24 protein-coding genes are annotated in these 23,676 nt (G+C 72.0%); 14 read left to right on the top strand and 10 right to left on the bottom strand.

All coding sequences use genetic code 11. The features are described 5' to 3' along the window. Position 1: 1 nt before the first annotated feature. The 3 genes from murC to ACIOHC_RS13645 all read right to left on the bottom strand — a co-directional run bounded on the left by murC (position 2) and on the right by ACIOHC_RS13645 (position 2,803). The gene (gene murC / locus ACIOHC_RS13655; protein ID WP_365692598.1) at positions 2–1,396 is read right to left on the bottom strand and encodes a UDP-N-acetylmuramate--L-alanine ligase; all 1,395 of its coding nucleotides are present in this window, start codon (positions 1,394–1,396) and stop codon (positions 2–4) included. Positions 1,397–1,436: 40 nt separating this feature from the next. Continuing rightward, positions 1,437–1,889, bottom strand: coding sequence for an indole-3-glycerol phosphate synthase (locus ACIOHC_RS13650; protein WP_351073895.1), 453 nt, complete (start codon positions 1,887–1,889; stop codon positions 1,437–1,439). 149 nt (positions 1,890–2,038) lie between these two features. Continuing rightward, positions 2,039–2,803, bottom strand: a complete 765-nt coding sequence (locus ACIOHC_RS13645) for a pyrimidine reductase family protein (protein ID WP_351073879.1) — start codon at positions 2,801–2,803, stop codon at positions 2,039–2,041. A gap of 192 nt (positions 2,804–2,995) precedes the next feature. Here ACIOHC_RS13645 and zapE point away from each other — a divergent pair, with 192 nt between their 5' ends. From zapE to ACIOHC_RS13620, 5 genes are all read left to right on the top strand, one after another. Continuing rightward, positions 2,996–4,135 carry a cell division protein ZapE gene (gene zapE, locus ACIOHC_RS13640; protein ID WP_365692600.1) on the top strand — a complete coding sequence of 380 codons (1,140 nt, stop codon included), beginning with the start codon at positions 2,996–2,998 and terminating at the stop codon, positions 4,133–4,135. A 102-nt stretch (positions 4,136–4,237) separates the two neighbouring features. Next, on the top strand, positions 4,238–4,663 hold the full coding sequence (locus ACIOHC_RS13635) for an OsmC family protein (RefSeq protein ID WP_365692601.1): 426 nt from the start codon (positions 4,238–4,240) through the stop codon (positions 4,661–4,663). Positions 4,664–4,788: 125 nt separating this feature from the next. After that, positions 4,789–6,168, top strand: a complete 1,380-nt coding sequence (locus ACIOHC_RS13630; RefSeq protein WP_351073882.1) for an alkaline phosphatase PhoX — start codon at positions 4,789–4,791, stop codon at positions 6,166–6,168. A 30-nt stretch (positions 6,169–6,198) separates the two neighbouring features. Then, on the top strand, positions 6,199–6,777 hold the full coding sequence (locus tag ACIOHC_RS13625) for a hypothetical protein (protein ID WP_365692602.1): 579 nt from the start codon (positions 6,199–6,201) through the stop codon (positions 6,775–6,777). Between the two features lie 20 nt (positions 6,778–6,797). Next, entirely contained in the window at positions 6,798–7,655 is an 858-nt protein-coding gene (locus ACIOHC_RS13620; protein WP_401842780.1) for a polysaccharide deacetylase family protein, read from the top strand. A 16-nt stretch (positions 7,656–7,671) separates the two neighbouring features. Here the strand turns inward: ACIOHC_RS13620 and ACIOHC_RS13615 are convergent, their stop codons facing one another. The 4 genes from ACIOHC_RS13615 to ACIOHC_RS13600 are packed head-to-tail and all read right to left on the bottom strand — an operon-like array spanning position 7,672 to position 10,110. Further along, positions 7,672–7,869, bottom strand: coding sequence for a hypothetical protein (locus ACIOHC_RS13615; RefSeq protein WP_401842779.1), 198 nt, complete (start codon positions 7,867–7,869; stop codon positions 7,672–7,674). A 14-nt stretch (positions 7,870–7,883) separates the two neighbouring features. Continuing rightward, complete coding sequence (locus ACIOHC_RS13610) at positions 7,884–8,552, bottom strand: ABC transporter (protein WP_351073886.1); 669 nt, start codon at positions 8,550–8,552, stop codon at positions 7,884–7,886. Continuing rightward, positions 8,549–9,388 carry an ATP-binding cassette domain-containing protein gene (locus ACIOHC_RS13605; protein WP_365692604.1) on the bottom strand — a complete coding sequence of 280 codons (840 nt, stop codon included), beginning with the start codon at positions 9,386–9,388 and terminating at the stop codon, positions 8,549–8,551. Before ACIOHC_RS13605 ends, ACIOHC_RS13610 begins: the two co-directional genes overlap by 4 nt. Positions 9,389–9,432: 44 nt before the next feature. Next, complete coding sequence (locus ACIOHC_RS13600; protein ID WP_351074918.1) at positions 9,433–10,110, bottom strand: AIM24 family protein; 678 nt, start codon at positions 10,108–10,110, stop codon at positions 9,433–9,435. Between the two features lie 123 nt (positions 10,111–10,233). Between ACIOHC_RS13600 and ACIOHC_RS13595 the strand changes: the two genes are divergently transcribed. From ACIOHC_RS13595 to ACIOHC_RS13580, 4 genes are all read left to right on the top strand, one after another. Then, positions 10,234–10,953 carry a peptidyl-tRNA hydrolase gene (locus ACIOHC_RS13595; protein WP_351075074.1) on the top strand — a complete coding sequence of 240 codons (720 nt, stop codon included), beginning with the start codon at positions 10,234–10,236 and terminating at the stop codon, positions 10,951–10,953. Positions 10,954–11,125: 172 nt separating this feature from the next. Beyond that, positions 11,126–12,436: a DUF692 domain-containing protein gene (locus tag ACIOHC_RS13590; protein WP_401842776.1), complete on the top strand. Its 1,311-nt coding sequence runs from the start codon at positions 11,126–11,128 to the stop codon at positions 12,434–12,436. 7 nt (positions 12,437–12,443) lie between these two features. Then, entirely contained in the window at positions 12,444–13,562 is a 1,119-nt protein-coding gene (locus ACIOHC_RS13585) for a TIGR04222 domain-containing membrane protein (protein WP_401842774.1), read from the top strand. 98 nt (positions 13,563–13,660) lie between these two features. Then, the gene (locus ACIOHC_RS13580) at positions 13,661–14,455 is read left to right on the top strand and encodes a TIGR04222 domain-containing membrane protein (RefSeq protein ID WP_351074921.1); all 795 of its coding nucleotides are present in this window, start codon (positions 13,661–13,663) and stop codon (positions 14,453–14,455) included. Between the two features lie 188 nt (positions 14,456–14,643). On the opposite strand, the gene hemQ is transcribed toward ACIOHC_RS13580, so the two are convergent. Both hemQ and hemG read right to left on the bottom strand, forming a co-directional pair. Continuing rightward, complete coding sequence (gene hemQ / locus ACIOHC_RS13575) at positions 14,644–15,357, bottom strand: hydrogen peroxide-dependent heme synthase (protein ID WP_351074923.1); 714 nt, start codon at positions 15,355–15,357, stop codon at positions 14,644–14,646. 4 nt (positions 15,358–15,361) lie between these two features. Continuing rightward, positions 15,362–16,849 carry a protoporphyrinogen oxidase gene (gene hemG, locus ACIOHC_RS13570; RefSeq protein WP_401842772.1) on the bottom strand — a complete coding sequence of 496 codons (1,488 nt, stop codon included), beginning with the start codon at positions 16,847–16,849 and terminating at the stop codon, positions 15,362–15,364. Between the two features lie 127 nt (positions 16,850–16,976). Between hemG and ACIOHC_RS13565 the strand changes: the two genes are divergently transcribed. Both ACIOHC_RS13565 and ACIOHC_RS13560 read left to right on the top strand, forming a co-directional pair. Continuing rightward, the gene (locus ACIOHC_RS13565; RefSeq protein WP_401842770.1) at positions 16,977–17,957 is read left to right on the top strand and encodes a DUF4349 domain-containing protein; all 981 of its coding nucleotides are present in this window, start codon (positions 16,977–16,979) and stop codon (positions 17,955–17,957) included. 37 nt (positions 17,958–17,994) lie between these two features. Beyond that, on the top strand, positions 17,995–19,380 hold the full coding sequence (locus tag ACIOHC_RS13560) for an FAD-dependent oxidoreductase (RefSeq protein ID WP_351074928.1): 1,386 nt from the start codon (positions 17,995–17,997) through the stop codon (positions 19,378–19,380). Between the two features lie 24 nt (positions 19,381–19,404). Here ACIOHC_RS13560 and hemE read toward each other — a convergent pair whose 3' ends face one another. Continuing rightward, complete coding sequence (gene hemE / locus ACIOHC_RS13555; protein WP_401842768.1) at positions 19,405–20,478, bottom strand: uroporphyrinogen decarboxylase; 1,074 nt, start codon at positions 20,476–20,478, stop codon at positions 19,405–19,407. 91 nt (positions 20,479–20,569) lie between these two features. Between hemE and ACIOHC_RS13550 the strand changes: the two genes are divergently transcribed. The 3 genes from ACIOHC_RS13550 to ACIOHC_RS13540 all read left to right on the top strand — a co-directional run bounded on the left by ACIOHC_RS13550 (position 20,570) and on the right by ACIOHC_RS13540 (position 23,516). After that, positions 20,570–21,229 carry a DUF3000 domain-containing protein gene (locus ACIOHC_RS13550; protein ID WP_351074930.1) on the top strand — a complete coding sequence of 220 codons (660 nt, stop codon included), beginning with the start codon at positions 20,570–20,572 and terminating at the stop codon, positions 21,227–21,229. 232 nt (positions 21,230–21,461) lie between these two features. Continuing rightward, positions 21,462–22,124, top strand: a complete 663-nt coding sequence (locus tag ACIOHC_RS13545; protein WP_024488613.1) for a response regulator transcription factor — start codon at positions 21,462–21,464, stop codon at positions 22,122–22,124. A 117-nt stretch (positions 22,125–22,241) separates the two neighbouring features. Then, entirely contained in the window at positions 22,242–23,516 is a 1,275-nt protein-coding gene (locus tag ACIOHC_RS13540; RefSeq protein ID WP_351074932.1) for a ribonuclease D, read from the top strand. Positions 23,517–23,676: the final 160 nt, after the last annotated feature.

Below are 23,676 nucleotides of genomic sequence, written 5' to 3'. Positions count from 1 at the left end.
CTCAGCTCGACAGGTGGTCCAGGATCTGCGGGCCGAGGTCCGTGACGTCGCCCGCCCCCATGGTGAGAACGAGGTCGCCGGGCTTCGCCATTCCCGCGACGATCCCGGGGACCGCCGCCTTTTCGTGGACGGCGGCGACGTCGGCTCCCGCGGTCCTCGCCGCGTCGATGATCAGGGCGCTGGTGATGCCGGGGATCGGGTCCTCACGGGCCGGGTAGATGTCCAGGACCACGGAGGCGTCGGCCAGTGCGAGTGCCTGCCCCATCTCGGTGCCGAGTTCCTGGGTGCGGGAGAAGAGGTGGGGCTGGAAGACGACCAGGAGACGGGCGTCGGACGCGGCCCCGCGCATCGCTTCGAGGTCGGCGGTCATCTCGGTGGGGTGGTGCGCGTACGAGTCGATGACCTGCACACCCGCCGCCTCGCCCTTGAGCTGGAGGCGGCGCTTGACGCCGGTGTACTTGCCGAGGGCCGAGGCCAGGTTGTGGGCCGGGATGCCGAGGGCGACACCGGCGGCGAGGGCCGCGACCGCGTTGAGGGCGTAGTGGCGGCCGGGCACGGAGACCGTGAACGTGAGGTACTTCCCGTTCAGGACGACCGTGACCTCGCTGGTCAGACCGCGCGGGGTGACCTTGTGGACGCGTACGTCGGCGGTCTCGGACGCGCCGTAGGTGACGACCTTCACCGAGGAGAGGTCGCGCACCCGCTTCGTCAGTTCGACGGCACCGGCCTGGTCGGCGGAGATCACCAGGGTGCCGCCGGGAACGATCTTGCCTACGAACGTCTCGAAGGACTCGTAGATCTCGTCCATCGAGGCGTAGTTCGCGTGGTGGTCCAACTCGACGTTGAGGACGATCGCGACCTCGGGGTCGTACTTCTGGAAGCTGCGGTCGCTTTCGTCCGCCTCCGCGACGAAGATCTCGCCCTCGCCGTGCGCGGCGTTGGTGCCGGGACCCGCGAGGTCGCCGCCGATGGCGTACGAGGGGTCGAGGTTCAGTTCGGACAGGGCGACGGCCAGCATCGATGTGGTGGTCGTCTTGCCGTGCGTACCGGCCACCGCGATCGCGCGCAGGCCGCCCATCAGGGAGGCCAGCGCGTCGGACCGGTGCACGACGGGGATCGACAGCTCGGCGGCGCGCACCAGCTCCGGATTGTCGGGGCGGATGGCGCTGGAGACGACCACGCACGAGGCGTCGTCCGCCAGATGTGCGGCGGCGTGCCCGATGTGGACGGTCGCCCCCAGCGCCCGCAGCGCCTCGGCCGTGCCCGACTCCTTGGCGTCACTGCCCGCGACCTTCGCGCCGCGCTGGGTGAGGATCTTCGCGATGCCCGACATTCCGGCGCCGCCGATGCCGATGAAGTGCGGCCGTTCCATGGCGGCAGGAATACCGGGTGTCATGCGTATGTCTCCCCAAATGTCGATGCGCGTCGCCCACAGCCTATTCGCTGTGCGCGAAGAGCTTGAGCACCGGTACGCCGACCTTGTGCCGGGCCCTCGACGCCCAGTCCCGGTGGAAGAACTCCTCCACGTAGTGCGGCGCGGTGAGCACGATGACCTCGTCCGCCTCGGCGTCGTCGACCACGGACTTCAGCTTGTCCAACGGGTGCTCCTCGATCACCTGTCCGACGGCTTCCGAGCCTGCCTGCCGCAGCGCTTCGAGTGACACTTCGAGCGCCAGTTCGGCTGACTCCCTGGCATTCTTGCCCTCCGGCTCCTCACCCTCGCGGGCGGCCTCCTTCAGCTCTCCCATCGCCAGGTCGTCGATGGCCCGCAACAGCACATCGGCCTGGTCACCGCGCGGCTGCATGAGCACGACGAAGGAGGTCCGCTCCTCCCCGTGCAGGGTGGTGACGAACTCGACGTCCTCGGAAGTGAGGGGCTTCTCGATCATCAAAACGCTGGTGAACACCACGGGCGCCCTTCTGCTTCAGTGACCGTCGCCGGTCTCTGCTGAAACCATCCTTCCCCGTGCCGGCACGGGGTCTGCGAGAGTAATTGTGCCCACCGGAAGCTAAGCGGAACGGTAAATTCCGCCGATTGTCAGATCCGACGGTATCGGGTGAAGAGGAACCCGGCCTCTTCCAGCATCGATGTCAGGGCGAATCGTTCCGGCACGGCCACCGAGGGGCCACCGGCGATCCGCTGCGCGTCTCCGGCGGTCAGCATCGGCGAGAGGGTCAGACAGAGCTCGTCCAGCACGCCGGCCGCCACGAACTGACCCAGCATCCTGGGTCCGCCCTCGGTCAGCAGCCGCTTGAGTCCCCGGTCCGCCAGTTCGCGTACGGCCCTGGCGGGGTCCACCCGGGCCCCCTCCCCCGCGATCACCACCTCGGCGCCCGCCCTGCGCGCCTCCTCGATCCGGCCCGCAGGGGCTCCGGAGCCGGTCAGCACGAGGGTCGGGACGAGCGGCGAGACGAAGAGCGGCAGCGAGAAGTCCAGGTCCAGGCTCCCGCTCACCACGGCGATCGCCGGTGCGGGCCCCTGCCCGGCCGCGGCCCGGCGGGCGGCGAAGGCCTCACGGGCCCTGGCCGGCCGGTAGCCCTCCAGCCGCACCGTCTCCGCCCCCGCCACCACCACATCGGCCAGACCGCGCAGCGTGCCGAAGATCCGCATGTCGCTCTCGCACGAGATCGGCTGGGAGCGTCCGTCGTGCTGGGCGGCGCCGTCGAGCGTCGAAACCATGTTGGCGCGCAGCCAGGGACCGTCCTGTTCGGGGTACGCGTAGACATCGGCCAGATCGTCCAGACTCCACTCCCCCTCGTCGTCGGCCGGTGTCGTGTCGGTCACAGGGAAGAGGCGTCGCATGCCCCGCAGTCTGGCACGGCCCTCACGGCCTGGTGCACGACAGCGAGCGGCGTCACGCGACTTTGCCCCCGGCGTTGTCGTCGGTCGACGACGCTCCGCGTCGCCCCCCTCCTCCGCCTCGGATTCGAAGCCGCATGGCGCCGCTCGCCGATCCACTCTCCATCGTGCAGCAGGCCGTTAAGCTTGACGGTTGTGTCGTCCTCCACCGCCGTGCCGGGGCAGAGCCCCATAGCCGAAACGGCCCCGCTGTCCCTGTGCGCGCTCGAACCGCACGTTCCCGCCGACCGACTGGTCGCCGAGATGGTGCCGCCGCCGCGTTTCGACTCCGTGCGTTTCGATACGTATGTCCCGGATCCGGGCCGGCCGAGCCAGACCGAGGCGGTCGAGGTCCTGAGCGGCTTCGCGGCCGGGCTCGGCGGGGCGCATGCCACCGGCTCCGGCAGGAACAAGAGAGCGCGAAGCGCGTCCTCGGAGGGGTGGTGGCGGGCGACGGGTGGGCGGTTCAGCAGGAAGCCGACGGCGCCCGCGTCCCCCCTCGGGGTCTATCTCGACGGCGGCTACGGCGTCGGCAAGACCCATCTGCTGGCCTCCCTCTGGCACGCCACGCCCGCCGCGCCCTCGCTGAAGGCGTTCGGCACGTTCGTCGAGCTGACGAACCTGGTCGGCGCGCTGGGCTTCCAGCAGACCGTGCGGACGCTGAGCGGGCACCGGCTGCTGTGCATCGACGAATTCGAGCTGGACGATCCGGGCGACACCGTCCTGGTGTCGTCGCTGCTCAGCAGGCTCGTCGAGGCGGGGGTCGCGCTCGCCGCCACCTCCAACACGCTGCCCGGCAAGCTCGGCGAGGGCCGGTTCGCCGCCGCCGACTTCCTGCGGGAGATCCAGGGGCTGTCCGCGCACTTCCGTCCGCTGCGGATCGACGGCGAGGACTACCGCCACCGCGGGCTGCCCGAGGCCCCCGCGCCGTACTCCGACGAACAGGTCACCCGGGCCGCGTACGCCACCGAGGGCGCCAGCCTGGACGATTTCCCCTCGCTCCTCGACCATCTCGCCCGGGTCCATCCGAGCCGCTACGGGGCGCTGACGGACGGCCTGCGGGCGGTCTGCCTGACCGAGGTCCAGCCGGTACCGGACCAGTCGACCGCGCTGCGGCTCGTCGTCCTCGCCGACCGGCTGTACGACCGTGAGGTCCCGGTGCTCGCCTCCGGGGTCCCGTTCGACAGGCTGTTCAGCGAGGAGATGCTCAACGGCGGGTACCGGAAGAAGTATTTCCGGGCGATCTCCCGGCTGACGGCGCTGGCGCGCGACGCGAAGGGCCTGGTGGCGCAGTAGGTTCGGGGCACAACACCCTTCGGGGGCGTACCACCCGAGGTGCCCTGCGGGGCGCCTCGTTCCTCCCGTAGCAACCGCGCACACCGTTTGAAGGGATCCAGCATGGCTACCACGCGTCAGGCGCACACGATCTGGGAAGGCAACCTGATCCAGGGCAAGGGCGTCGTCACCTTCGACTCCTCGGGCATCGGCGATTACGAGGTCTCCTGGCCCTCGCGCGCGGAGAAGGCGAACGGCAGGACGAGCCCCGAGGAGCTCATCGCGGCGGCCCACTCCAGCTGCTTCTCGATGGCGCTGTCCAACGGTCTGGCCACGGCCGGTACCCCGCCCACCCGGCTGAACACCCGGGCCGAGGTCACCTTCCAGCCCGGTACCGGCATCACCGGTATTCACCTCACCGTCCAGGGCGAGGTGCCGGGACTCGACGAGGCGGGCTTCGTCAAGGCCGCCGAGGACGCCAAGGCGAACTGCCCGGTCAGCCAGGCGCTGACGGGTACGACGATCACGCTCGCCGCGTCCCTGGCCTGATCCCACGGGCCCCCGTGGGGCCGTGACACGCACGAGGCACGGTGACCCGCATGGTTTCCGCGCGACGATACGCGTGGTACACACATGCGGGTCACTTCTCCTGTCCGCCAGCAGGGAGTTGCCTCATGTCATCAACAGCAGCACGACACCTCGCGACACGACGACAGGTCCTGGCCGGCAGCGGCGCGGCCGTTGCCTCGATCGCCTTCACCGGGGCGTTCTCCGAACTCTTCGCAAGTACCGCCGCCGCCCGGGGACACAGCGGCTACGGCCCGCTGGTGCCCGACCCCGACGGGCTCCTCGACCTCCCGAAGGGCTTCCGCTACCGGGTCCTTTCCCGGGAGGGCGACCCGCTCCGCTCCGGCGAGGGCCAGGTCCCCAGCAACCACGACGGGATGGCCGCCTTCGCGGGGCGGCACGGTCACGTCCGCCTGGTGCGCAACCACGAGAACCGCGTCACCGCCAGGATCCCGGTCCCGGCCGTCGAGGGCCTCACCTACGACCCGATGGGCAAGGGCGGCTGCACCGCCCTGGAACTGGACGGCCGCAACAACGTCCTGGGCGAACGCGTCGCCATCGCCGGTACCGCGGTGAACTGCGCGGGCGGCCGCACCCCTTGGAACACCTGGCTGACCTGCGAGGAGACCGAGGACCGGGCCGGTACCAACGGCTACACCAAGGACCACGGCTTCATCTTCGAGGTGGACGGCGCCGATCCGCGCCGCACCGGCGCCGTGCCGCTCACCGCGATGGGCCGCTTCCAGCACGAGGCGATCGCGATCGATCCGAAGAGCGGGATCGTGTACGAGACGGAGGACGCGTTCGACAAGCCGTTCGGGCTCTTCTACCGCTTCCTGCCGAACAAGCCGCTCGGCGGGACGGGCTCGCTGCGGGCGGGCGGTCATCTGGAGGCGATGCGGGTGCCGGGCGTCCCCGACCTCTCCGTGGTCCAGGAGACCGGCGCGAGCTTCGACGGCGTCGAGTGGGTGCCCGTACCGGATCCGCAGGCGGCCGTGACCCCGATCCGGTTCCAGGACTTCGGCCCGAAGGGCATCACGCACGCGCAGAAGCTGGAGGGCTGTTACTGGGGCGGGTCCGCGGTCTACTTCGTCTCCAGCTTCGCGCACAGCTCGCAGGGTTCGGCGGCCGACCACTACGGCCAGGTGTGGCGGTACGAGCCGAAGCGGCGCCGCCTCACGCTGGTGATCGTCTTCGGTCCGGGAACGGACGTCCAGCTGCCCGGCGAATCCCCGGACAACATCTGTCTGGCCTCCGACGGCGGGCTGATGGTGTGCGAGGACGGCGACGGCGCCCAGCACGTGTTCGGCCTGACGCGGGGCGGCGAGGTGTACGCGATGGCGCGGGGCCGCCAGAACATCGGGACGCCCGAGGAGCCCGCGTGGGGCGAGTTCGCCGGGGTCACGTTCGCGCCGGACGGCGGGACGATGTTCGTCAACTGCTACACGCCGGGGACGACGTTCGCGGTGACGGGGCCTTGGCGCTGACGCGCTGACGCGCGCGTGGAGGGCGGGCCGTTGTCGCCCGCCCCCGCGTGCCGCCCGGGGCGGGATCTCCCGGTCGACGAGGCCATGACGCCCCTGGTGGAGGACGCGTGCGGGCTGTCCGAGCAGGTCGACGAGACGACGGCCACGATGGTGGCACGGCTGCACTCGATGAGCGTGATCTGCCTGCGCTACCCGTTCGTCGGCGGCTTCGACGAACGGCTGCGCGCGCACGCGGCACATCTCACCGCACAACCGGCCGCCGGTGCCCGGGATCTGTGGACCTGTCCGGAGGTCCCGGACGCCGCACGGGCCGCCCTGCCGGCCCTCGACGTACCCGGCCCGGGTGCGCACGCGGTGCATCTGCGCGCTCCCGAGACGCTCGTGCCGTTCCCGACGCGGGAGCTCCTGCGCCGCTACCTCCCGACCGCCCGGCTGCTGCGCCCGCTGCCCGGACGTACCGCGCCGGTGGACACCGCGGCCGCGCGACGACTCCTCGGCTTCACCGCGGAGCGTCTGCTGGACGGCCCGAGTGAATCCGGGAGCGACTTCGATGCGCAGGAGCGCCGCACACATCCCTCCATCGGACAGTCCGATACTTTCCGCGAGTGATCAACTCTGCACCAAAATTTATGGCTCTGACTGTTCTGGGTACGGTGCTCGGCAGTCTCGCCGGGTGTGGGAGCGGCGGTACGTCCTCCAGCGACCACCCCTCGGCCGGAGGGCGTACCCCCACTGCCGTCCGTGCCCCCTCGGCATCGCCGTCCGTGGGCGCGACCCCCACCACGACGAGGCAGCCGCCCACGCCGGCCCCGGGCGGACTGACGCCGGTCTTCGCACACGGGGCACGGACGGGCGAGAAGGTGGTGGCGCTGACCTTCGACGCCGACATGACGGCCGACGAGGGCCCGCGCGCGGCCGCGGGCGAGCACTTCGACAACCCCGAACTGATCGCGCTGCTGCGCCGGTTGAAGGTGCCCGCGACGGTGTTCATGACGGGGCGGTGGGTCGATGAGTACCCGGCACAGGCCCGGTCCATCGGCGCCGATCCGCTCTTCGAGGTCGCCAACCACTCGTACAGCCACTACGCCTTCACGTCCCCCTGCTACGGGCTGCCGACCGTGGCGAAGGGCGACATGCGCGGTGATGTGGAACGGGCCTTCGCCGCGTTCCGGAAGGCCGGTGTGCGCAATGTGGTGCCGTACTTCCGCTTCCCCGGCGGCTGCTACGACGACGCGGTGCGGCGCGCGCTCGCGCCCGAGCGGGTCACGGCGGTGCAGTGGGACGTGGTCAGCGGCGACGCGTTCGCGACGAACGCGGACGCGGTGGCGCAACAGGTGCTGGACGGGGTGCGTCCCGGCTCCCTGGTCGTCATGCACTGCACCCGCAGCGCGGCGCCGGTCACGGACCGGGCGGTGGGTCAGGTGGTCCCGGAGCTGCGCAGGCGCGGGTACCGCTTCGTGAAGGTCTCCGACCTGATGCGCGGCTGACCGGGCGTCGTCAGCCCTAGCACGCCGAGCGCTGGGCCTCCTGCCATTCGCAGACCGGGCAGAGCGTGATGCCCTTGACGGACTCGGGGTACTCGGTCGGCTTCCGGCACAGGACGCACTCGGCGTACGGAGGTCCCGCGGCGGGCTCCGCCCCGGCGGGTGCGGGGGCGGCGGCGGGCGTCCCGCAGTACGACTCGTCCTTGCGTTCGTCCATGTGCAGGAGCCTACTCAGCCGCGCAGGGAAGTGAGTCTGCAGGTGAACGCGACCGCCGCCGCCGCGAGGGCGGTGGCCGCGAGCAGCGGCAGGACCGGCAGGTGCACCGTGCCGGTCCGCGAGCCGGTGACCAGACCCGTCACGGCGTGATGCGCCGGCGAACCGCTGGTCACCAGGGTCAGCAGGGCGGCGAGCACGGTGGCGAGGACGGACCACCCGCGCCGGTGCAGCACCGGCCGGGTGCACAGCGCGCCGACCACCGCCCCCAGCAGCACGCAGCAGGCGGCGGCGAGCAGACCGGCGAGCCCGGCGGGCAGCAGCGGCACCCGTACGGCGTTGTCGGTGCTGGCCGGCTTGCTGATCAGCACGACGAGCAGGGTGCCGGCCGCGCCCAGCAGCCCGGCACACCCGAGCGCAGCGAGCAGCGCCGCCAGATGGACCCGCGCCGAGCCCACCGCCGCCGCGGCGACGGTCCGGGCGGCGGGCGGCTCCTGGCCGGCGCAGAGCTGGACGAGCCAGGCGGTGACGGGCAGGAGCCCAGCGGCGGCGTACCCGAGCGAGTCGAGAACCGGCTGCCCCGACTGCACGCCGATGCCGAGGAAGGCCGCGTACAGCAGTACGGGCGCGAGCCAGCGCTGGGAGCGGACGAGCAGGTCCGCCTGGTAGCGGAGGAGCGCGGTCATGGTGCCTCTCGGGTCGGACGGCCACCCGGCGCGGGGGTGGTGGCAGCGGGATCCGGGGCGGGCGTCAATTGCCGGACGTGCCAGGGCGGGCGCGCGGTGAGCAGGGCGAGCAGCAGCGCGTCGGAGTGCGTCGCCGCGACGGTGAGACGTACACCCCCGTCGGGCGTGGACGTGCGCTCGGGTGCGCCCGGCAGGTCCGTGGGGAGTGCGGCATCCCGGGGGCCCGCCACGTCGATCCGTACGCGCGGGCCCTGCTGCGCGTACGGATCGACGGGGACGGCGAAGAGCCCGTGCGCCTCGACCCGGAACACGGTGTCGACCACCCCGGCGAGCCGACGCGGATCGTGGTCGACGAAGACGACGGTGGAGCCCGCCGCGACCCGTTCGGCCACCGCCCGGTCCAGTTCGTCGCGGGCCTCGGCGTCCAGGCCGGTCCATGCCTCGTCCAGGACCAGCAGTTCCGGTTCGGCGAGGAACGCCTGGGCGACGGCGACCTTCTGGCTGGTGCCCTTGGAGAGTTCCGCGAGAGGTGTGCGGGCATGGCCGGCCGCGCCGAGGCGGACGAGCCACGACTGCGCCCGCGCCGCCGCCTGCGAAGTCCGCAGGCCATGGATCCGGCCGAGGTGCACGAGGTACCCGGCCGCGGTGAACGGCAGTGCGGCCGGGAATCGTTCGGGGACGTACGCGGTCCGGGGTCTGCGGCCGGAGATCCGGCCCTCCGTCGGGGTGTCGATCCCGGCGAGCAGCCGCAACAGCGTGGACTTGCCGGTGCCGTTGGCACCCTCGATCCGGACCAGGCCGTGCGGCGGCAGGTCGAGGTCGACCCCGCGCAGCACCCATGGCCCGCCCCGGCCGTACCGGCGGCCGACCCCACTCAGTCTCAGTTCGCCGATGCCTTCTCCTGCTTGAGCTCGCTGGGCCGTACGATCACGAAGCCCTCACCGTCCAGCCGCAGCTGGACGGCCTCTCCCGACCCGCCGCGCATCATCGAGCCGAAGCTCTGCGAGCGGTGCAGCGACGTGGTCAGACTGGCACTCCAGCCGACCACCGCGTCCGTGTCGACGCACACCGGCTGCTGGGGCGTGACGGGTATCACGATGGGGTGGCCCTCACACATCAGCCCGAGCTTGCCGTACCCGCTGAAGACGCTGTTGAAGATGCCGCCGCCGGTCATTCCGGCGCCCTTCACGGTCTTGATCTCGTAGGAGAGCGTGGCGTCGAAACAGAGCACGTTCCGGCCGTTGATGGTGAGGACGTCGCCCTGTTCCATCTCCACGATGAAACAGTTCGCGGCCTCGTGCGCGAACCATGCCTCGCCCTGGCCGCGGACCGCCATCAGCGGCAGCCCCTCACCGGTGACGGCGCGCTTGAGCAGCCCGCCGATGCCCTGCCCCTTGCGCTCGAACTGCAGATCGCCGCGGAATGCGATCATCGATCCCTGGCGGGCGTGCATCTCACCATTGACGGCGTACTTGATGGATTTGGCGTTCTGCAGGGTCATCCCGGGGGCTGTCGCCTGCTGCGCCAGGTTCTCGCTGGAAAAGAGATCGCTCTTCATGCGCTGCATCCTCACCCGGAGCGATTCATTCCGCCAAGAAGCGTTTCTTCGGCGGCTGGCAGACTGGACCGGGTGAGCGACAACAACACCCCCGCACTCCCCTCCGAATCCCCGGCCACGTCTCTGCCGGAGTCCGGCACCGCTGTGGCGGACAGCCCGTTCAGGTCCGGGCGGACGAGCCGCGACGAGGCCCCGCAGTACGTGCTGCCGCTGGTCGTGCACATCGAAAAGACGGCTCCCCCGGCGCGCAACGACGCGCTGCGGACCGCCGCCCGCGCGGTGCTCGTGATGCTCTCCGACGAGCGGTCGGCCGGCGAGGGCGAGTGGGCGCGGGCGATGCGGGACTGGCAGGACGCCCGGATCCGCAAGGTGGTGCGTCGGGCGCGCGGCGCGGAGTGGCGCAAGGCGTCCGCACTGCCCGGCCTCACGGTCACGGGCGAGAGCGCCGAGGTCCGGGTCTTCCCGCCGGTGCCCCTCGACGGCTGGCCGAAGGAACTGGCGAAGCTCCAGGTGTCCGGGACGGATCTGGACGACCTCGAACCACCGGCCGTGCCCGACCTCGCGGGCCCGGTGCTCTGGCTCAATCCGGAGCTGGAGATGTCCGCCGGCAAGGCGATGGCACAGGCCGGGCACGGCGCACAGCTCGCCTGGTGGGAGCTGTCGGAGACGGAGCGCAAGGCGTGGCGCGAGGCGGGCTTCCCGCTGTCCGTCGCCACCCCCGGGGCGGGCCGCTGGCGGGAGCTCACGGTGAGCGGGCTCCCGGTCGTGCGCGACGCCGGATTCACCGAGATCGCGCCCGGTTCGTGCACGGTGGTCGCCGACCATCCCGCGCTGCGGGGGTGAGCGGGGAGGGGAGGGCGGGGCCGGTCGACCGTCCCGCGCCCCGCCACCCGTCGCGCTGCCCTGATCTCCCCGGGCACGGAACCTCAAATGAAGCTCTGAACGTCCCCCTGTTCGGATTGACCACTGCTCGCCGGGGCCATCAGCCCTGCACGGAGTGGAGGAGGGGGACGGCATGGAGCTGGGAATCGGTATCGGCTGGCGGCCGGAGATCGCGGACGTGGTCGAGGCGCTGCCGGGGATCGACTGGGTGGAGACGGTCGCGGAGAACATCTGCACCGGTCATCTGCCCGACTCGCTGGTACGGCTCAGGGAGCGCGGTGTCACCGTCGTCCCGCACGGCGTCGCGCTGGGGCTCGGTGGGGCCGAGCGCCCCGACGCCGGCCGGCTCGCGGATCTCGCGGCCCGCGCCGAACTGCTCGGCACTCCGCTGGTCACCGAGCACATCGCGTTCGTACGGGCCGGGGGCCCGCGCACCGCTTCGCCGGGACTGGAAGCGGGCCATCTGCTCCCCGTCCCCCGGACCTGGGACGCACTGGACGTGCTGTGCGAGAACGTACGGATCGCGCAGGACGCGCTGCCGGTACCGCTGGCACTGGAGAACATCGCGGCGCTGATCTCCTGGCCCGACGAGGAGCTGACGGAGGGGCAGTTCCTGGCGGAACTGGTCGAGCGCACCGGCGTCCGGCTGCTGATCGATGTCGCCAATCTGCACACCAACCACGTCAACCGCGGAGAGGACCCGGCCACCGCGCTCGACGAACTGCCGGTGGAGGCCATCGCGTACGTGCATGTGGCGGGGGGCGTCGCGAAGGACGGCGTCTGGCACGACACCCACGCCCACCCGGTCACCCGGCCCGTCCTCGACGTCCTCGCCGAACTCCGCTCCCGGGTCGACCCGCCCGGTGTGCTGCTGGAGCGGGACGACGACTTCCCGCCCGCCGCGGAGCTGGCGGACGAACTCACCACGATCCGCGCCACACTGGACCGGGCGGCCTCCCGCAGCATCCCGGCCCCGTCCGCCGGAGGGGGCGCGAGCCGGCCCGCCCCGGGTGCCGAGGAGTCCGCGCACCCCGACTCGGCGCGCGACCGGGTCGCGGTCGCCCAGACCGCTCTGCTCTCCGCCCTCGTCGCGGGCACGCCCGCCCCGCACGGCTTCGACCATCGCCGTCTCGGGATCCAGAGCCGCGCCCTGGCGGCCAAGCGGGCCGGGGTGGTCGCCAAGGTGGCCCCCGAACTGCCGGAGATCCTGGGCGCCGGGTACCGGGACGCGTTCCTCGCGTACGCCAGGACCCGTCCCATGTCCGCCGGATACCGGCGCGACGCACTGGACTTCGCCGAGGATCTGCTGATCGCCGGCCGGCCCGCCGACGCCGCGGCACGGCGCCGGCTGACGTACTGGTGGCAGGACCGGGCCGGCGCGCGACCGCCGCGCCGCACCACCCGGCTGGTACGTGCGGCCCGCGCGGCCCTGGTCGGAAGGTGACCGGAGGATGACCGACACGAACACGCTCGCACTGCTGGTGGACCTCGCCGTAGCGGTCTCCTGCGTCCTCCTGGTCGTGGGACTCGCCCGTGCCTGCGGCGGGTCCGGCGGCTCCGTCCACGACCTCCTCGAAGTCGCCTTCCTGAACGGGGGGCCGGGCAGGGTCGTGGACACCACGCTCACCGCGATGCACACGGACGGACGGCTCACCATCGGCGGCCCCGGAATCGTCGCCGTCCAGCAGGTGGACGCCCGTGACCCGGTCGAGCGCGCGGTGCTCCAGACACATGCCACCGCTCCCAGCGGCGCTCTGCACACCCTGCGCGACGCGGTGATGCGGCACCCCGCGGTGCAGGAGATCGGCGACGGCCTCGCGGCCCGCGGGCTGCTGGCTTCGCCCACGACGACCCGTGTGTGGCGCCGCTGGGGCGTCGTGCAGGGCCTGGCCTGTCTGCTGGCCATCCCGCTCACCGTCGTGGTGACGGCCATGCAGTTCATGGCCGACGACTCGCCCGAGACGGACTTCTCCGTACCCTTCGTCTTCAAGGCCCTCCCGGCCCTGATCATCGGCTTCCCGATCGGCTTCGTCTGCGCGGGCATCGCCCGGGGGCGCGTCACCAAGCCGGGGCGGCGGGCGGCCGAGGTGTACCGCTCCGCCCACGCGTACAACCCCCAGCCGGCCCACCTGGTGGCCACACTCGGACTGCGCGCCCTCCCCGACCCCGTACTGCGGACGCAGCTGATCGCGGCGGCCAGGATGCGCCCGGCCGGACGGCCTCTGTTCACGGGCCCGGGTTCGGGCTCGCACGCGTCGTCGGACTCCTCGAACCTGTTCGTCGCACCGGTGGTCTGGTGCGCCGGTACCAGCCCCGGCAACGGCAGTTGCGGGAGTTCCAGCGACGGAGGCAGCGGCGGCGGGAGTGGTGGGGGGTGCGGTTCGGGGGCGAGCTGCGGCTCGGGATCCGGCTGCGGCGGATCGAGCGGCTCCGGTTGTTCCGGCAGCAGCGGTTCCAGCTGCGGTGGTGGTTCCAGCTGCGGTGGTGGTTCCAGCTGCGGTGGTGGTTCCAGCTGCGGTGGTGGTTCCAGTTGCGGTGGTGGGGGTTCCAGTTGCGGCAGCAGTTCCTGAGCGCCTGCGGCGCCCCGCGCTCTCCCCCGCGGCGCCGCACCCTCCGCATGCTGAACAGGCCACGGCGTTCCGCCGCCCGTCCCGAACAGGAAGCCGCCATGCTCCGGGTTCTCCTTCTGCTGGTCGCATGGGGTGCGGCGGCGATCTCGTGCGTCCGGCTCTGTCTCGTCTCCGTCCGCACGGGGCTGCTGCCGGACACGGCCTCGGATGCCGTGCGAACGGGGGCGGACGGCCATCAGCTGACCCTGTACGAGACCGCGTTCCTGGCCGGCGGCCCGCATCGGGTGGTGGACCTGGCGCTGGTCACCATGCACCTGCGGCGGCGCCTGCTGCTCGCCCACACCGGCTGGGCGACGGTCGTCGACCCCGAGGGCCGGGACGAGATGGAGCGCACGGTGATCCGCGCGATAGGGCCCCTGGGCCAGTCCCCCATTCCGCCGGTACGGGCGGCAGCGGCGGCCGCCGATACCGTGCGTGCCCTGGCCGACCGGCTCGTCGCCGCGGGGCTGGCCGTCCCCGGAGGTGTCGGGACCGATGTCGCGGCCGCGGTCCGCGCGGTGCGGGGAGCGGCTCTGCTGGTGGTCGCGATGGGCGCTGCCGCACTGCTGATACCCGGTCAGGAGGCGCGCTCCGGCGGCCCGGTGGTGTCCGTGCTCGTCTGGTTCGGGCTGCCGCTCGCGCTGACCCTGGGATGTCTGGCGATCGCCCGGATGGAGGTCCATCCGTACAGCTCCTGGGCCTCGCCCGCCGGCCGGCGGCTGCTGGCCGCGAACGAGACCTCGGTGTCGGACGCCGACCACGACGTCCTGGCGGCGATGGCCGTACGGGGCGTCCGCGCCGTGCACGATCCGGCACTGCGTGCCGCGCTCGGGGCCAGGCGTCCTTCCGGCTGACCGTCACCCGGCCGTCCGGGAAGCGGAGCCGTGCTCCGCGTGCTTCTCTGTGGGGTCCGGGGTCGCCGCAGGCCGGTGCCTGCGGCGAACCCGGATCCGAACCCGGTGTCGCTGGAACGACGGGCAGCGCGGAACGCGCCGACGCCCGCCGTCTGATCTTCCGGGCTGGGGTGGTCGGAGCCCGCTCGCTACGCGAGCCCGGCCACCAGGTCTGCGACCGACTTCCTGCGTCCCGTGTAGAACGGAACCTCCTCACGGACATGCATCCGAGCCTCGGAGGCCCGCAGGTGGCGCATCAGGTCGACGATCCGGTACAGCTCGTCGGCCTCGAAGGCGAGGATCCACTCGTAGTCGCCGAGCGAGAAGGAGGCGACGGTGTTGGCCCGGACGTCGGGGTAGCCGCGGGCCATCTTGCCGTGGTCCGCGAGCATGCGGCGGCGGTCCTCGTCGGGCAGCAGGTACCAGTCGTAGGAGCGCACGAAGGGGTAGACGCTGATGTAGTTGCGCGGCGTCTCGTCGGCCAGGAACGCCGGGATGTGCGACTTGTTGAACTCGGCGGGGCGGTGCAGCGCCATGTTCGACCAGACCGGCTCCAGCGCCAGGCCCAGCTTGGTGCGCCGGAAGAGGTTGTACGCCTCTTGCAGCTCGTCCGCGGTCTCGGCGTGCCACCAGATCATGACGTCGGCGTCGGCACGCAGGCCGGAGACGTCGTAGGTGCCTCGGACGGTGATGTCCTTCGCGGCGAGCTGGTCGAACAGCTCCTGGACCTCTTCCGCGTAACCGGCACGGTCCGCGGGCAGGACGTCGCGGAGCCTGAAGACGGACCACAGCGTGTAACGGATGACCTCGTTGAGGTCCTTGGCCTTCTTACCGGCGTTGGGGATCTTCTCGGGCGCACTCATACGGCTATTGTCCCGCCTCGCTCCGAGTGCCCTGAACCAGGGTCGGCGTGGCGATGATCTCTTCCCCGGAACCGCCCGAGATGTCGCGGACGATCTCGTCGGCGGCACGGTGGGCGCTGGCGATGCACGCCGGGATGCCGACGCCGTCGTAGACCGCTCCGCAGACCCGCAGCGCGGGCAGCTTGGCGACCTCGTCGCGGATCCGGGCGACCCGGGAGAGGTGGCCCACGGGGTACTGGGGCAGTCCGCCTATCCACCGGGTGACCTCGGTGTCCACGGGATTCGCGGTCAGTCCGGTCGCCGCAGCGAGGTCGCGCAGCGACACATCGACCAGTTCGCCGTCCTCACGGTGCAGGTGGTCCTCCTCGCCGTACCGGCCGACGGAGGTGCGCAGGACGAACAGGTCGGGGGCTCCGTCGGCGACCCAGTTCCACTTGTGGGTGGAGAAGGTGGAGGCCTTGATGGTGCGACCGTCCACCGGGGGCACGAGGAAGCCGGAGCGCCCGTGGAGTGCGTGGGTGGCGGCCACGTCGGAGCGGCGGAACGCCATGGTGACCAGGGCCATCGATGCGTACTCGACACCGGCGAGCTCGGCGGAGGCGGCCGGGGACTCGGCGGCGAGCAGGGTGGAGGCGGACCAGGCGGGCGCGGCCAGCACGATGCCGTCGGCGGTGATCACCCGGGCGTCCGTGCGCACGTCCCAGCCGTCGGCGGTACGGGTCAGGCCGAGGACGGGGGTGGCGGTCAGGATCTCCCCGCCCGCCGCGCGCACGGCGTCGGCGACCGCGGACGGCAGGGTGCCGATGCCGCCGTCGATGCCCTGGAACACCGGTCCGGTCTGCTGCCGGGCGGCGGCCCGTTCCTGGACGCGCCGGACACCGTCGAGCAGTGAACCGCCCTCCCGTGCCACCTCGAAGAGCTGGGGCACGGCGGCGCGCATCGAGATCCGGTAGGCGTCGCCCGCGTACACCCCGCCGAGCAGCGGCTCCACGAGCCGGTCGACGACCTCGCGGCCCAGCCGGTCGGCGACGTACGCACCGACCGCGACATCGTCGCCGACGGGGGTCGGGGTGAGGTCGCGCTCCTGCGCGATGCGGGCGAGGCCCTCCGGGGAGAGCACCGCGCCGAGCGCCGCCGGGTCGCTCGGTACGCCCATCACATGGCCCTTGGGCATGGGTCGCAGGGCGTCGCGCGTCCAGACCGATGCGGTGGCGGTGGCGGGTGGCTGGAGGCGGTCGCCGAGCCCGACGGCGCGCGCCAGCGCGACCGCTTCCGGGCGCCTGGCGAGCATCGACTCGGCACCCAGGTCGACCCGGGTCCCCGCGATCTCACCGGTCATGAGCTTGCCGCCGAGCCGGTCGGTGGCCTCCAGGAGGGTGACCCGCAGCCCGGCCCCGAGGAGCCGGTGGGCGGCGGCGAGCCCGGCGATGCCGCCGCCGATGACGACGACATGACCCGTACCTGTGTCCGCGCGGTTGTGTGAACGCTGCATGCCCCCACTCTCTCAAACCTCATCCGAGTCCTGAACGTGACCGCTTCGAAACCGGTATCGGGCAACCCGCACCCCTGCCCCGCACGTCGAACCGGCACCATCAACCACCCGTCCCGGGAGAGCAGTTATGCAGACAGACCGGCATTCCGGCCGTTCATCCGTCCGTCGTTCACGCGCGGTCCTGGCCGCCGGGCTCCTGGCCGGGCTCCTCGCCCTCAGCGGATGCGGCGCCGGGGACAGCGCGAGCGATTCGGGTTCCGGCGACAGCAAGAAGGCGGTCTCCGCGGGCGAACGGAGCGCCGCGGACGCCGCGGACGGAAAGGCGGCACAGGGCCCGCAGGAGGCGGGCGGTTCGCCCGCGGAGCGGAAGAAGTCCGATGCCCTGCCCGTCGGCACCCATGTCATCCGTACCGCCTCGCTCTCGGTGGAGGTGAAGAGCGTGCCGAGGGCCGCGGCGGCCGCCCGCTCGGTCGCGGAGAGCGCGGGCGGTCTGGTGGCGGGCGAGGAGACCGAGCGGGTCGACGACACACGCGAAATGTCACATATCGTGCTGCGTGTCCCGCAGGGCGAGTACGACGCGGTCCTGAGGGATCTCGCGGGTGCCGGGAAGCTGCTCTCGCGCACGTCGTCCGCGAAGGACGTCACCGACCAGGTGGTCGACGTGGAGAGCCGGATCGCCACCCAGCGGGCGAGCGTGGCACGGGTGCGCAAGCTGATGGACCGGGCCGAGAAGCTCACCGACGTGGTGGCGCTGGAAGGGGAACTGAGCAGCCGTCAGGCGTCCTTGGAGTCGCTGCTCGCCCAGCAGGCGTCGTTGAAGGACCGCACCACGCTGGCCACGATCACCCTCGACCTGTCCGAGCCGGAGACGGCGACGAAGGGCGGTGACGACGACCCCGGCTTCCTGGACGCGCTCGGCGGCGGCTGGCACGCGTTCGTCACGATGCTGCGGTGGCTCGCGATGGCCGTCGGTGCCGCGGCCCCGTTCCTGGCGGCGGTCGCCGTTCTCCTGCTGCTGTGGCGGCTGCTGCGGAACCGGCCGGCCGCACGCCGTGCGCCGCGTGCGTCCGAGCCGACCGAGCCGACGTCCGCACCCCCGGCGTCGTAGCGTGTTCCCTTCGGACTCGATGTCGAAGGGACCAGGTATGACGGCGGAGCGACTGGTGGTCATCGGCGGTGACGCGGCGGGCATGTCGGCCGCGTCCCAGGCCCGCAGGCTCAAGGGCCCCGACGAGCTGGCCGTCGTCGTCTTCGAGCGCGGCCACTTCACCTCGTACTCCGCCTGCGGCATCCCGTACTGGGTCGGCGGCGATGTCGCGGAGCGGGACGACCTCATCGCCCGTACACCGCAGGAGCACCGGGCCCGCGGCATCGACCTGCGGATGCGCACCGAGGTCACGGAGATCGATGTCGCCGGACAGCGGGTCCGGGCGCTGGACCTGGAGACCGGCGAGACGTACTGGACGGCCTTCGACAAGCTGGTGATCGCGACCGGTGCCCGGCCGGTGCGCCCGGCGCTGCCCGGCATGGACGCGCCGGGGGTGCACGGAGTGCAGACGCTCGACGACGGGCAGGCGCTGCTGGATTCGCTGGACCTGGCACCGGGACGCAGACGGGCGGTCGTCGTCGGAGCGGGCTACATCGGCGTCGAGATGGCGGAGGCGATGCTGAAGCGCGGCTTCGAGGTGACCGTGCTCAACCGCGGCGAGCAGCCGATGGCCACGCTCGACCCCGACATGGGGCGGCTGGTCCACGAGGCGATGGACGGCCTGGGCATCACCACGGTCAACGGGGCCGAGGTCACCGCGATCCGCACCGGACCGGACGGCCGGGTCAGCGCGGTCGCCACCGGCGACGGCTCCTGCCCGGCGGACGTGGTGGTGCTCGGCATCGGCGTGGAGCCGGAGACGACGCTGGCGCGCGCCGTCGGCCTCCCGCTGGGCCCGCACGGCGGTCTGCTCACCGATCTGTCGATGCGGGTGGTCGGGCACGACAACATCTGGGCGGGAGGCGACTGCGTCGAGGTCCTCGACCTGGTGGCGGGCCGCACCCGTCATATCGCGCTCGGCACCCATGCCAACAAGCACGGCCAGATCATCGGGGCCAATGTGGGCGGCGGGTACGGGACGTTCCCCGGCGTGGTGGGCACCGCGGTGAGCAAGGTGTGCGATCTGGAGATCGCCCGCACCGGGCTGCGCGAGAAGGACGCCCGCGCGGTGGGGCTGCGCTTCGTCACGGCGACGATCGAGTCGACGGGCCGGGCGGGCTATTACCCGGGGGCGCGGCCCATGACGGTGAAGATGCTCGCCGAGTACCGCACGGGGCGGCTGCTCGGTGTGCAGATCGTGGGCCGGGAAGGGGCGGCCAAGCGCGTGGACATCGCGGCCGTGGCGCTCACCGCCGGGATGACGGTGGACCGGATGACCGCCCTGGATCTGGGCTATGCCCCGCCGTTCTCCCCGGTCTGGGACCCGATCCTGGTGGCGGCCCGCAAGGCGGTCACAGCGGTGCGCAGGGCGGGCACCGCCTGAGTCGCGGTGCCCGCCCCGCGTCGTTCAGTGCGCGGTGCGCTCGTGCACGTACTCCACGAGCCGCGTCAGGGCGTCCGGGTCCATCGACGGCATCACGCCGTGGCCCAGGTTGAAGACGTGCCCCTCCAGGCCGGCGGCCGCGTCCAGCACCTCCTGGGCCTTCTCCTCCACCGTGGCCGTCGGAGCGAACAGCACGGCGGGGTCGAGGTTGCCCTGGAGCGCCTTGCCGGGACCGACCCGCCGCGCGGCCTCGTCCAGCGAGACCCGCCAGTCGACGCCGACGACATCCGCGCCGGCCTCGCCCATCGCCCCGAGGAGTTCACCGGTGCCGACACCGAAGTGGATGCGCGGGACCTCGTACGGGGCGACGGCCTCGAAGACCTTCGCCGAGGCGGGCAGCACCGAACGCCGGTAGTCGGCGGGGGACAGCGCGCCCACCCAGGAGTCGAAGAGCTGGACGGCCGAGGCGCCCGCCTCGATCTGTACCTTGAGGAAGGCGCCGGTGATCTCGGCGAGCCGGTCGAGGAGATCCGCCCAGAGCTGCGGGTCGCCGTACATCAGGGCCTTGGTGTGCTCGTGGTTGCGCGACGGGCCGCCCTCCACGAGGTAGCTCGCGAGGGTGAAGGGCGCGCCCGCGAAGCCGATCAGGGGGGTGGCGCCCAGTTCCGCGGTGAGCAGGCCGATGGCCTCGGTGACGTAGCCGACGTCCTCGGGGGCGAGGTCGCGCAGCCGGGCCAGATCGGCGCGGGTGCGGATCGGGTCGGCGATGACCGGACCGACGCCGGGCTTGATGTCGAGGTCGACACCGATGGCCTTGAGTGGTACGACGATGTCGCTGAAGTAGATCGCGGCGTCGACCTTGTGTCGGCGCACGGGCTGCATCGTGATCTCCGCGACGAGCTCCGGAATCATGCAGGAGTCGAGCATCGGGATGCCCTCGCGGACCTTGAGGTACTCCGGGAGCGAACGTCCGGCCTGGCGCATGAACCAGACCGGTGTGTGCGGCACCGGCTCGCGGCGGCACGCCTTCAGGAACGCCGACTCATGGGTGGCGGATGTCTTCGTCTGCTGGCCCATGGGGCGACCGTTGGCACTCACACCCAGAATCTTCGCACGAAGCCGTAAGCCGCCGGGCCCGCCCGGGTGTCCCTCCCTGCGCGAGGCTCCGGTTCCGCCTACTCTTCCCCGCATGGCTCCGGCTCAGGGACAGTTCTCCGATCAATCCGATGGCGCTGACAGCAAGGACAGCGCGGAGGGTGGTTCCGTCCCGCCCGCTTTCCGGTCGGCGGTGGACGCGTTGCGCTCGGCGCGGCTCCGCCCGGAGCTGGAGGTGGAGTCGACACGGCCGCCCAAGCGGCTCGCTCCGTACGCGTATGCCCTGGAGGCCGCGGTCGTCGAGGGCGAGGACGATCTCGCGGACGGCCGTCTCGTGCTGCTCCATGATCCGGCCGGGCACGAGGCCTGGCAGGGGACCTTCCGCCTGGTGACTCTCGTGCGGGCCGAGCTGGAGCCGGAGATGGCTTCCGATCCCCTGCTGCCGGAGGTGTGCTGGTCGTGGCTGACCGGCGCGCTGGAGGCTCGCGGCCTGTCGTACGGGGAGGCCGGCGGCACGGTGACGCGTGCGGGGTCGCACTACTTCGGCGCGCTGGCCACGAGGCGTCCGGCGACGCAGATCGAGATCCGGGCGTCATGGACACCGCGCGAGGGCCGCGGCGGTGTGCCGGACACGGCGGCGCATCTGATGGCATGGGGCGATCTGCTGTGCCAGATCGCCGGGCTGCCTCCGTCGGGTCCCGCCGACGCGGCGGTGGTGACGCTCCCCCAGCGGCGCGGCCCCCAGGTTTCCTGAAGCCTCACCCTCGAAGGCCGGTAACACTGCGTGACTTAAGACGCGGCGCTACCGGCATTTTTTTCGTACAATCGATCGCATGTCCGATTTGCCCTAATTGTTACTCAGCAAATCGTGATCTTCCCCTAAAGGAGGACGGGTCTGCTGCCGAAGAGGTCAATGACCCTTCAAGCACGGTTCGCCCCGGCTTCATCCCCGAGCCGGCCCGTCCCGCCACTCCCCAGGAGGCCTGGTGTCCGTTCTCCTAGAGCAGCCCGCAAGCCTGGTCGCCTACCGCCCGAACAAGCCGACGGCCATGGTCGTCGTGGCCGACCCGCGCGTCCGTTCCACCGTCACCCGCCATCTGTGGGCACTCGGAGTACGTGACGTCATCGAGGCGTCGTCCATCGCGGAGGCCCGTCCCCGCGTCGGCAATCCACGCGACATCTGCGTAGCCGACGTCCACCTGCCCGACGGTTCCGGGCTGACCCTGTTGTCCGAGACCCGAGCCGCCGGCTGGCCGAACGGCCTCGCCCTTTCCGCCGCCGACGACATCGGCGCCGTACGCAACGCCCTCGCGGGCGGCGTGAAGGGCTACGTCGTCACCGGCACCCGAACCAACATCGGCCACCCCACCCGTCCCGGCGTCGCCCCCATCGGCGCCAATGCCGCCCGTATGCACCGCCGGCCCCCCGGCACCCCGAGCCACCCGGGCGGCTATCGCGAACTGTCCGGCCGCGAGGTCGAGGTCCTCCGGCTGGTCGCCGAGGGCCAGTCCAACAAGGCCATCGGCGTCTCCATGGGCCTGTCCGCCCTGACCGTCAAGAGCCACCTCGCCCGAATCGCCCGCAAGCTCGGCACCGGAGACCGTGCCGGAATGGTCGCCGTCGCCCTGCGAACGGGCATCATCCACTGACCCTCGCCCCCAGGCAGGTCCGCGCGGCCTTACGGACCGGCTGGTTTACATGCATCGGCGCCCGTCGACGGAACGTTCCGTCGACGGGCGCCGCACTTACACGGATACCCTTGACACGTGACCGACGCCCAAGAGACCGCAGCAGACACTTCACTGCGAACCACCGGGGGCGCTCCCCCGGACGACGTCGCCCCGGCGCCGATCCCCTTGCTCGAACCGCGCGAGGGCATTCCCCCGGTGGTGGCCTCCGACGACGCCCTCGCCCGGGTGATCGCCGCCTTCGCCGCAGGCTCCGGCCCGGTGGCCGTCGACGCGGAGCGCGCCTCCGGCTACCGCTACGGCCAGCGCGCCTACCTCGTCCAGCTGCGCCGCGACGGCGCGGGCAGCGCACTGATCGACCCGGTCGGCTGCCCCGACCTGTCGGGGCTCGGAGAGGTCCTGCACGGCAGCGAGTGGATCCTGCACGCGGCCACCCAGGACCTGCCCTGTCTGCGCGAAATAGGGATGACCCCCAGCGGACTCTTCGACACGGAGCTGGCCGGGCGCCTCGCCGGCTTCCCGCGGGTCGGCCTCGGGGCCATGGTCGAGAACGTGCTCGGCTACTCCCTGGAGAAGGGCCATTCCGCCGTCGACTGGTCCACCCGCCCGCTGCCCGACCCGTGGCTGCGTTACGCGGCGCTCGATGTCGAGCTGCTGATCGATCTGCGCAACGCCCTGGAGGACGAGCTCGACCGGCAGGGCAAGCTGGAGTGGGCGCGGGAGGAGTTCGACGCGATCGCCTCGGCACCGCCCGCTCCCCCGCGCAAGGACCCGTGGCGCCGCACCTCCGGCATGCACAAGGTCCGCCGCCGCCGTCAGATGGCGGTGGTACGGGAGCTGTGGACCGCCCGCGACGAGATCGCCCGGCGCCGGGACGTCTCCCCCGGCAAGGTCCTGGGCGATGCCGCGATCGTCGAGGCCGCTCTCGCGCTTCCGCCGAACATCCACGCGCTCACCGCCCTGCCCGGGTTCGGCCACCGCATGGGACGGCGGCAGCTGGAGCAGTGGCAGGCGGCCGTCGACCGGGCCAAGGCGCTGCCGGACTCGGAACTCCCCCAGCCCGGCCAGACCGTCGCCGGTCCGCCGCCGCCGCGCGCCTGGGCCGACAAGGACCCGGCGGCCGCGGCCCGGCTCTCGGCCGCCCGCACCGCCGTGTCGGAGCTCGCCGAGCGACTGCACATGCCGCAGGAGAACCTCATCACCCCGGACACGGTGCGCCGGGTCTGCTGGGAGCCGCCCAGGAACCCGACCCCGGACGCCATCGAGACGGCGCTCACCGGATACGGGGCGCGACGCTGGCAGATCGAACACGTGGCCCCGCTCCTGTTCCGCGCGCTGACGTCGGCGGCCTGAGAGCTCGCCGACGAGGGTCGTATTCACGCCAGGTTGCGCGGCCCCCGGCCGCACCGCGTCCTTGATCGCCGGACGGGCTCTTCTTCCGCCCCGTCCGGCGATTGCCGTTCATGGCACCGCCGACGACCGGCCCCGCAGCCCGTGTCCGCTCCGTCCGACA

Source organism: Streptomyces sp. NPDC088252, assembly GCF_044740965.1.
Lineage (GTDB): Bacteria > Actinomycetota > Actinomycetes > Streptomycetales > Streptomycetaceae > Streptomyces.
This window is presented reverse-complemented; position numbering and strand designations above follow the sequence as displayed.

Coding starts and splice junctions, on each gene's coding strand:
- murC (WP_365692598.1), bottom strand. CDS start 1,396: ATGACACCCGGTATTCCTGCCGCCATGGAACGGCCGCACTTCATCGGC.
- ACIOHC_RS13610 (WP_351073886.1), bottom strand. CDS start 8,552: ATGACCGCGCTCCTCCGCTACCAGGCGGACCTGCTCGTCCGCTCCCAG.
- ACIOHC_RS13645 (WP_351073879.1), bottom strand. CDS start 2,803: ATGCGACGCCTCTTCCCTGTGACCGACACGACACCGGCCGACGACGAG.
- ACIOHC_RS13620 (WP_401842780.1), top strand. CDS start 6,798: ATGGCTCTGACTGTTCTGGGTACGGTGCTCGGCAGTCTCGCCGGGTGT.
- ACIOHC_RS13580 (WP_351074921.1), top strand. CDS start 13,661: ATGCTCCGGGTTCTCCTTCTGCTGGTCGCATGGGGTGCGGCGGCGATC.
- ACIOHC_RS13565 (WP_401842770.1), top strand. CDS start 16,977: ATGCAGACAGACCGGCATTCCGGCCGTTCATCCGTCCGTCGTTCACGC.
- ACIOHC_RS13590 (WP_401842776.1), top strand. CDS start 11,126: ATGGAGCTGGGAATCGGTATCGGCTGGCGGCCGGAGATCGCGGACGTG.
- ACIOHC_RS13650 (WP_351073895.1), bottom strand. CDS start 1,889: ATGATCGAGAAGCCCCTCACTTCCGAGGACGTCGAGTTCGTCACCACC.
- ACIOHC_RS13560 (WP_351074928.1), top strand. CDS start 17,995: ATGACGGCGGAGCGACTGGTGGTCATCGGCGGTGACGCGGCGGGCATG.
- hemQ (WP_351074923.1), bottom strand. CDS start 15,357: ATGAGTGCGCCCGAGAAGATCCCCAACGCCGGTAAGAAGGCCAAGGAC.
- hemG (WP_401842772.1), bottom strand. CDS start 16,849: ATGCAGCGTTCACACAACCGCGCGGACACAGGTACGGGTCATGTCGTC.
- ACIOHC_RS13635 (WP_365692601.1), top strand. CDS start 4,238: ATGGCTACCACGCGTCAGGCGCACACGATCTGGGAAGGCAACCTGATC.
- ACIOHC_RS13550 (WP_351074930.1), top strand. CDS start 20,570: ATGGCTCCGGCTCAGGGACAGTTCTCCGATCAATCCGATGGCGCTGAC.
- ACIOHC_RS13600 (WP_351074918.1), bottom strand. CDS start 10,110: ATGAAGAGCGATCTCTTTTCCAGCGAGAACCTGGCGCAGCAGGCGACA.
- ACIOHC_RS13630 (WP_351073882.1), top strand. CDS start 4,789: ATGTCATCAACAGCAGCACGACACCTCGCGACACGACGACAGGTCCTG.
- ACIOHC_RS13615 (WP_401842779.1), bottom strand. CDS start 7,869: ATGGACGAACGCAAGGACGAGTCGTACTGCGGGACGCCCGCCGCCGCC.
- ACIOHC_RS13585 (WP_401842774.1), top strand. CDS start 12,444: ATGACCGACACGAACACGCTCGCACTGCTGGTGGACCTCGCCGTAGCG.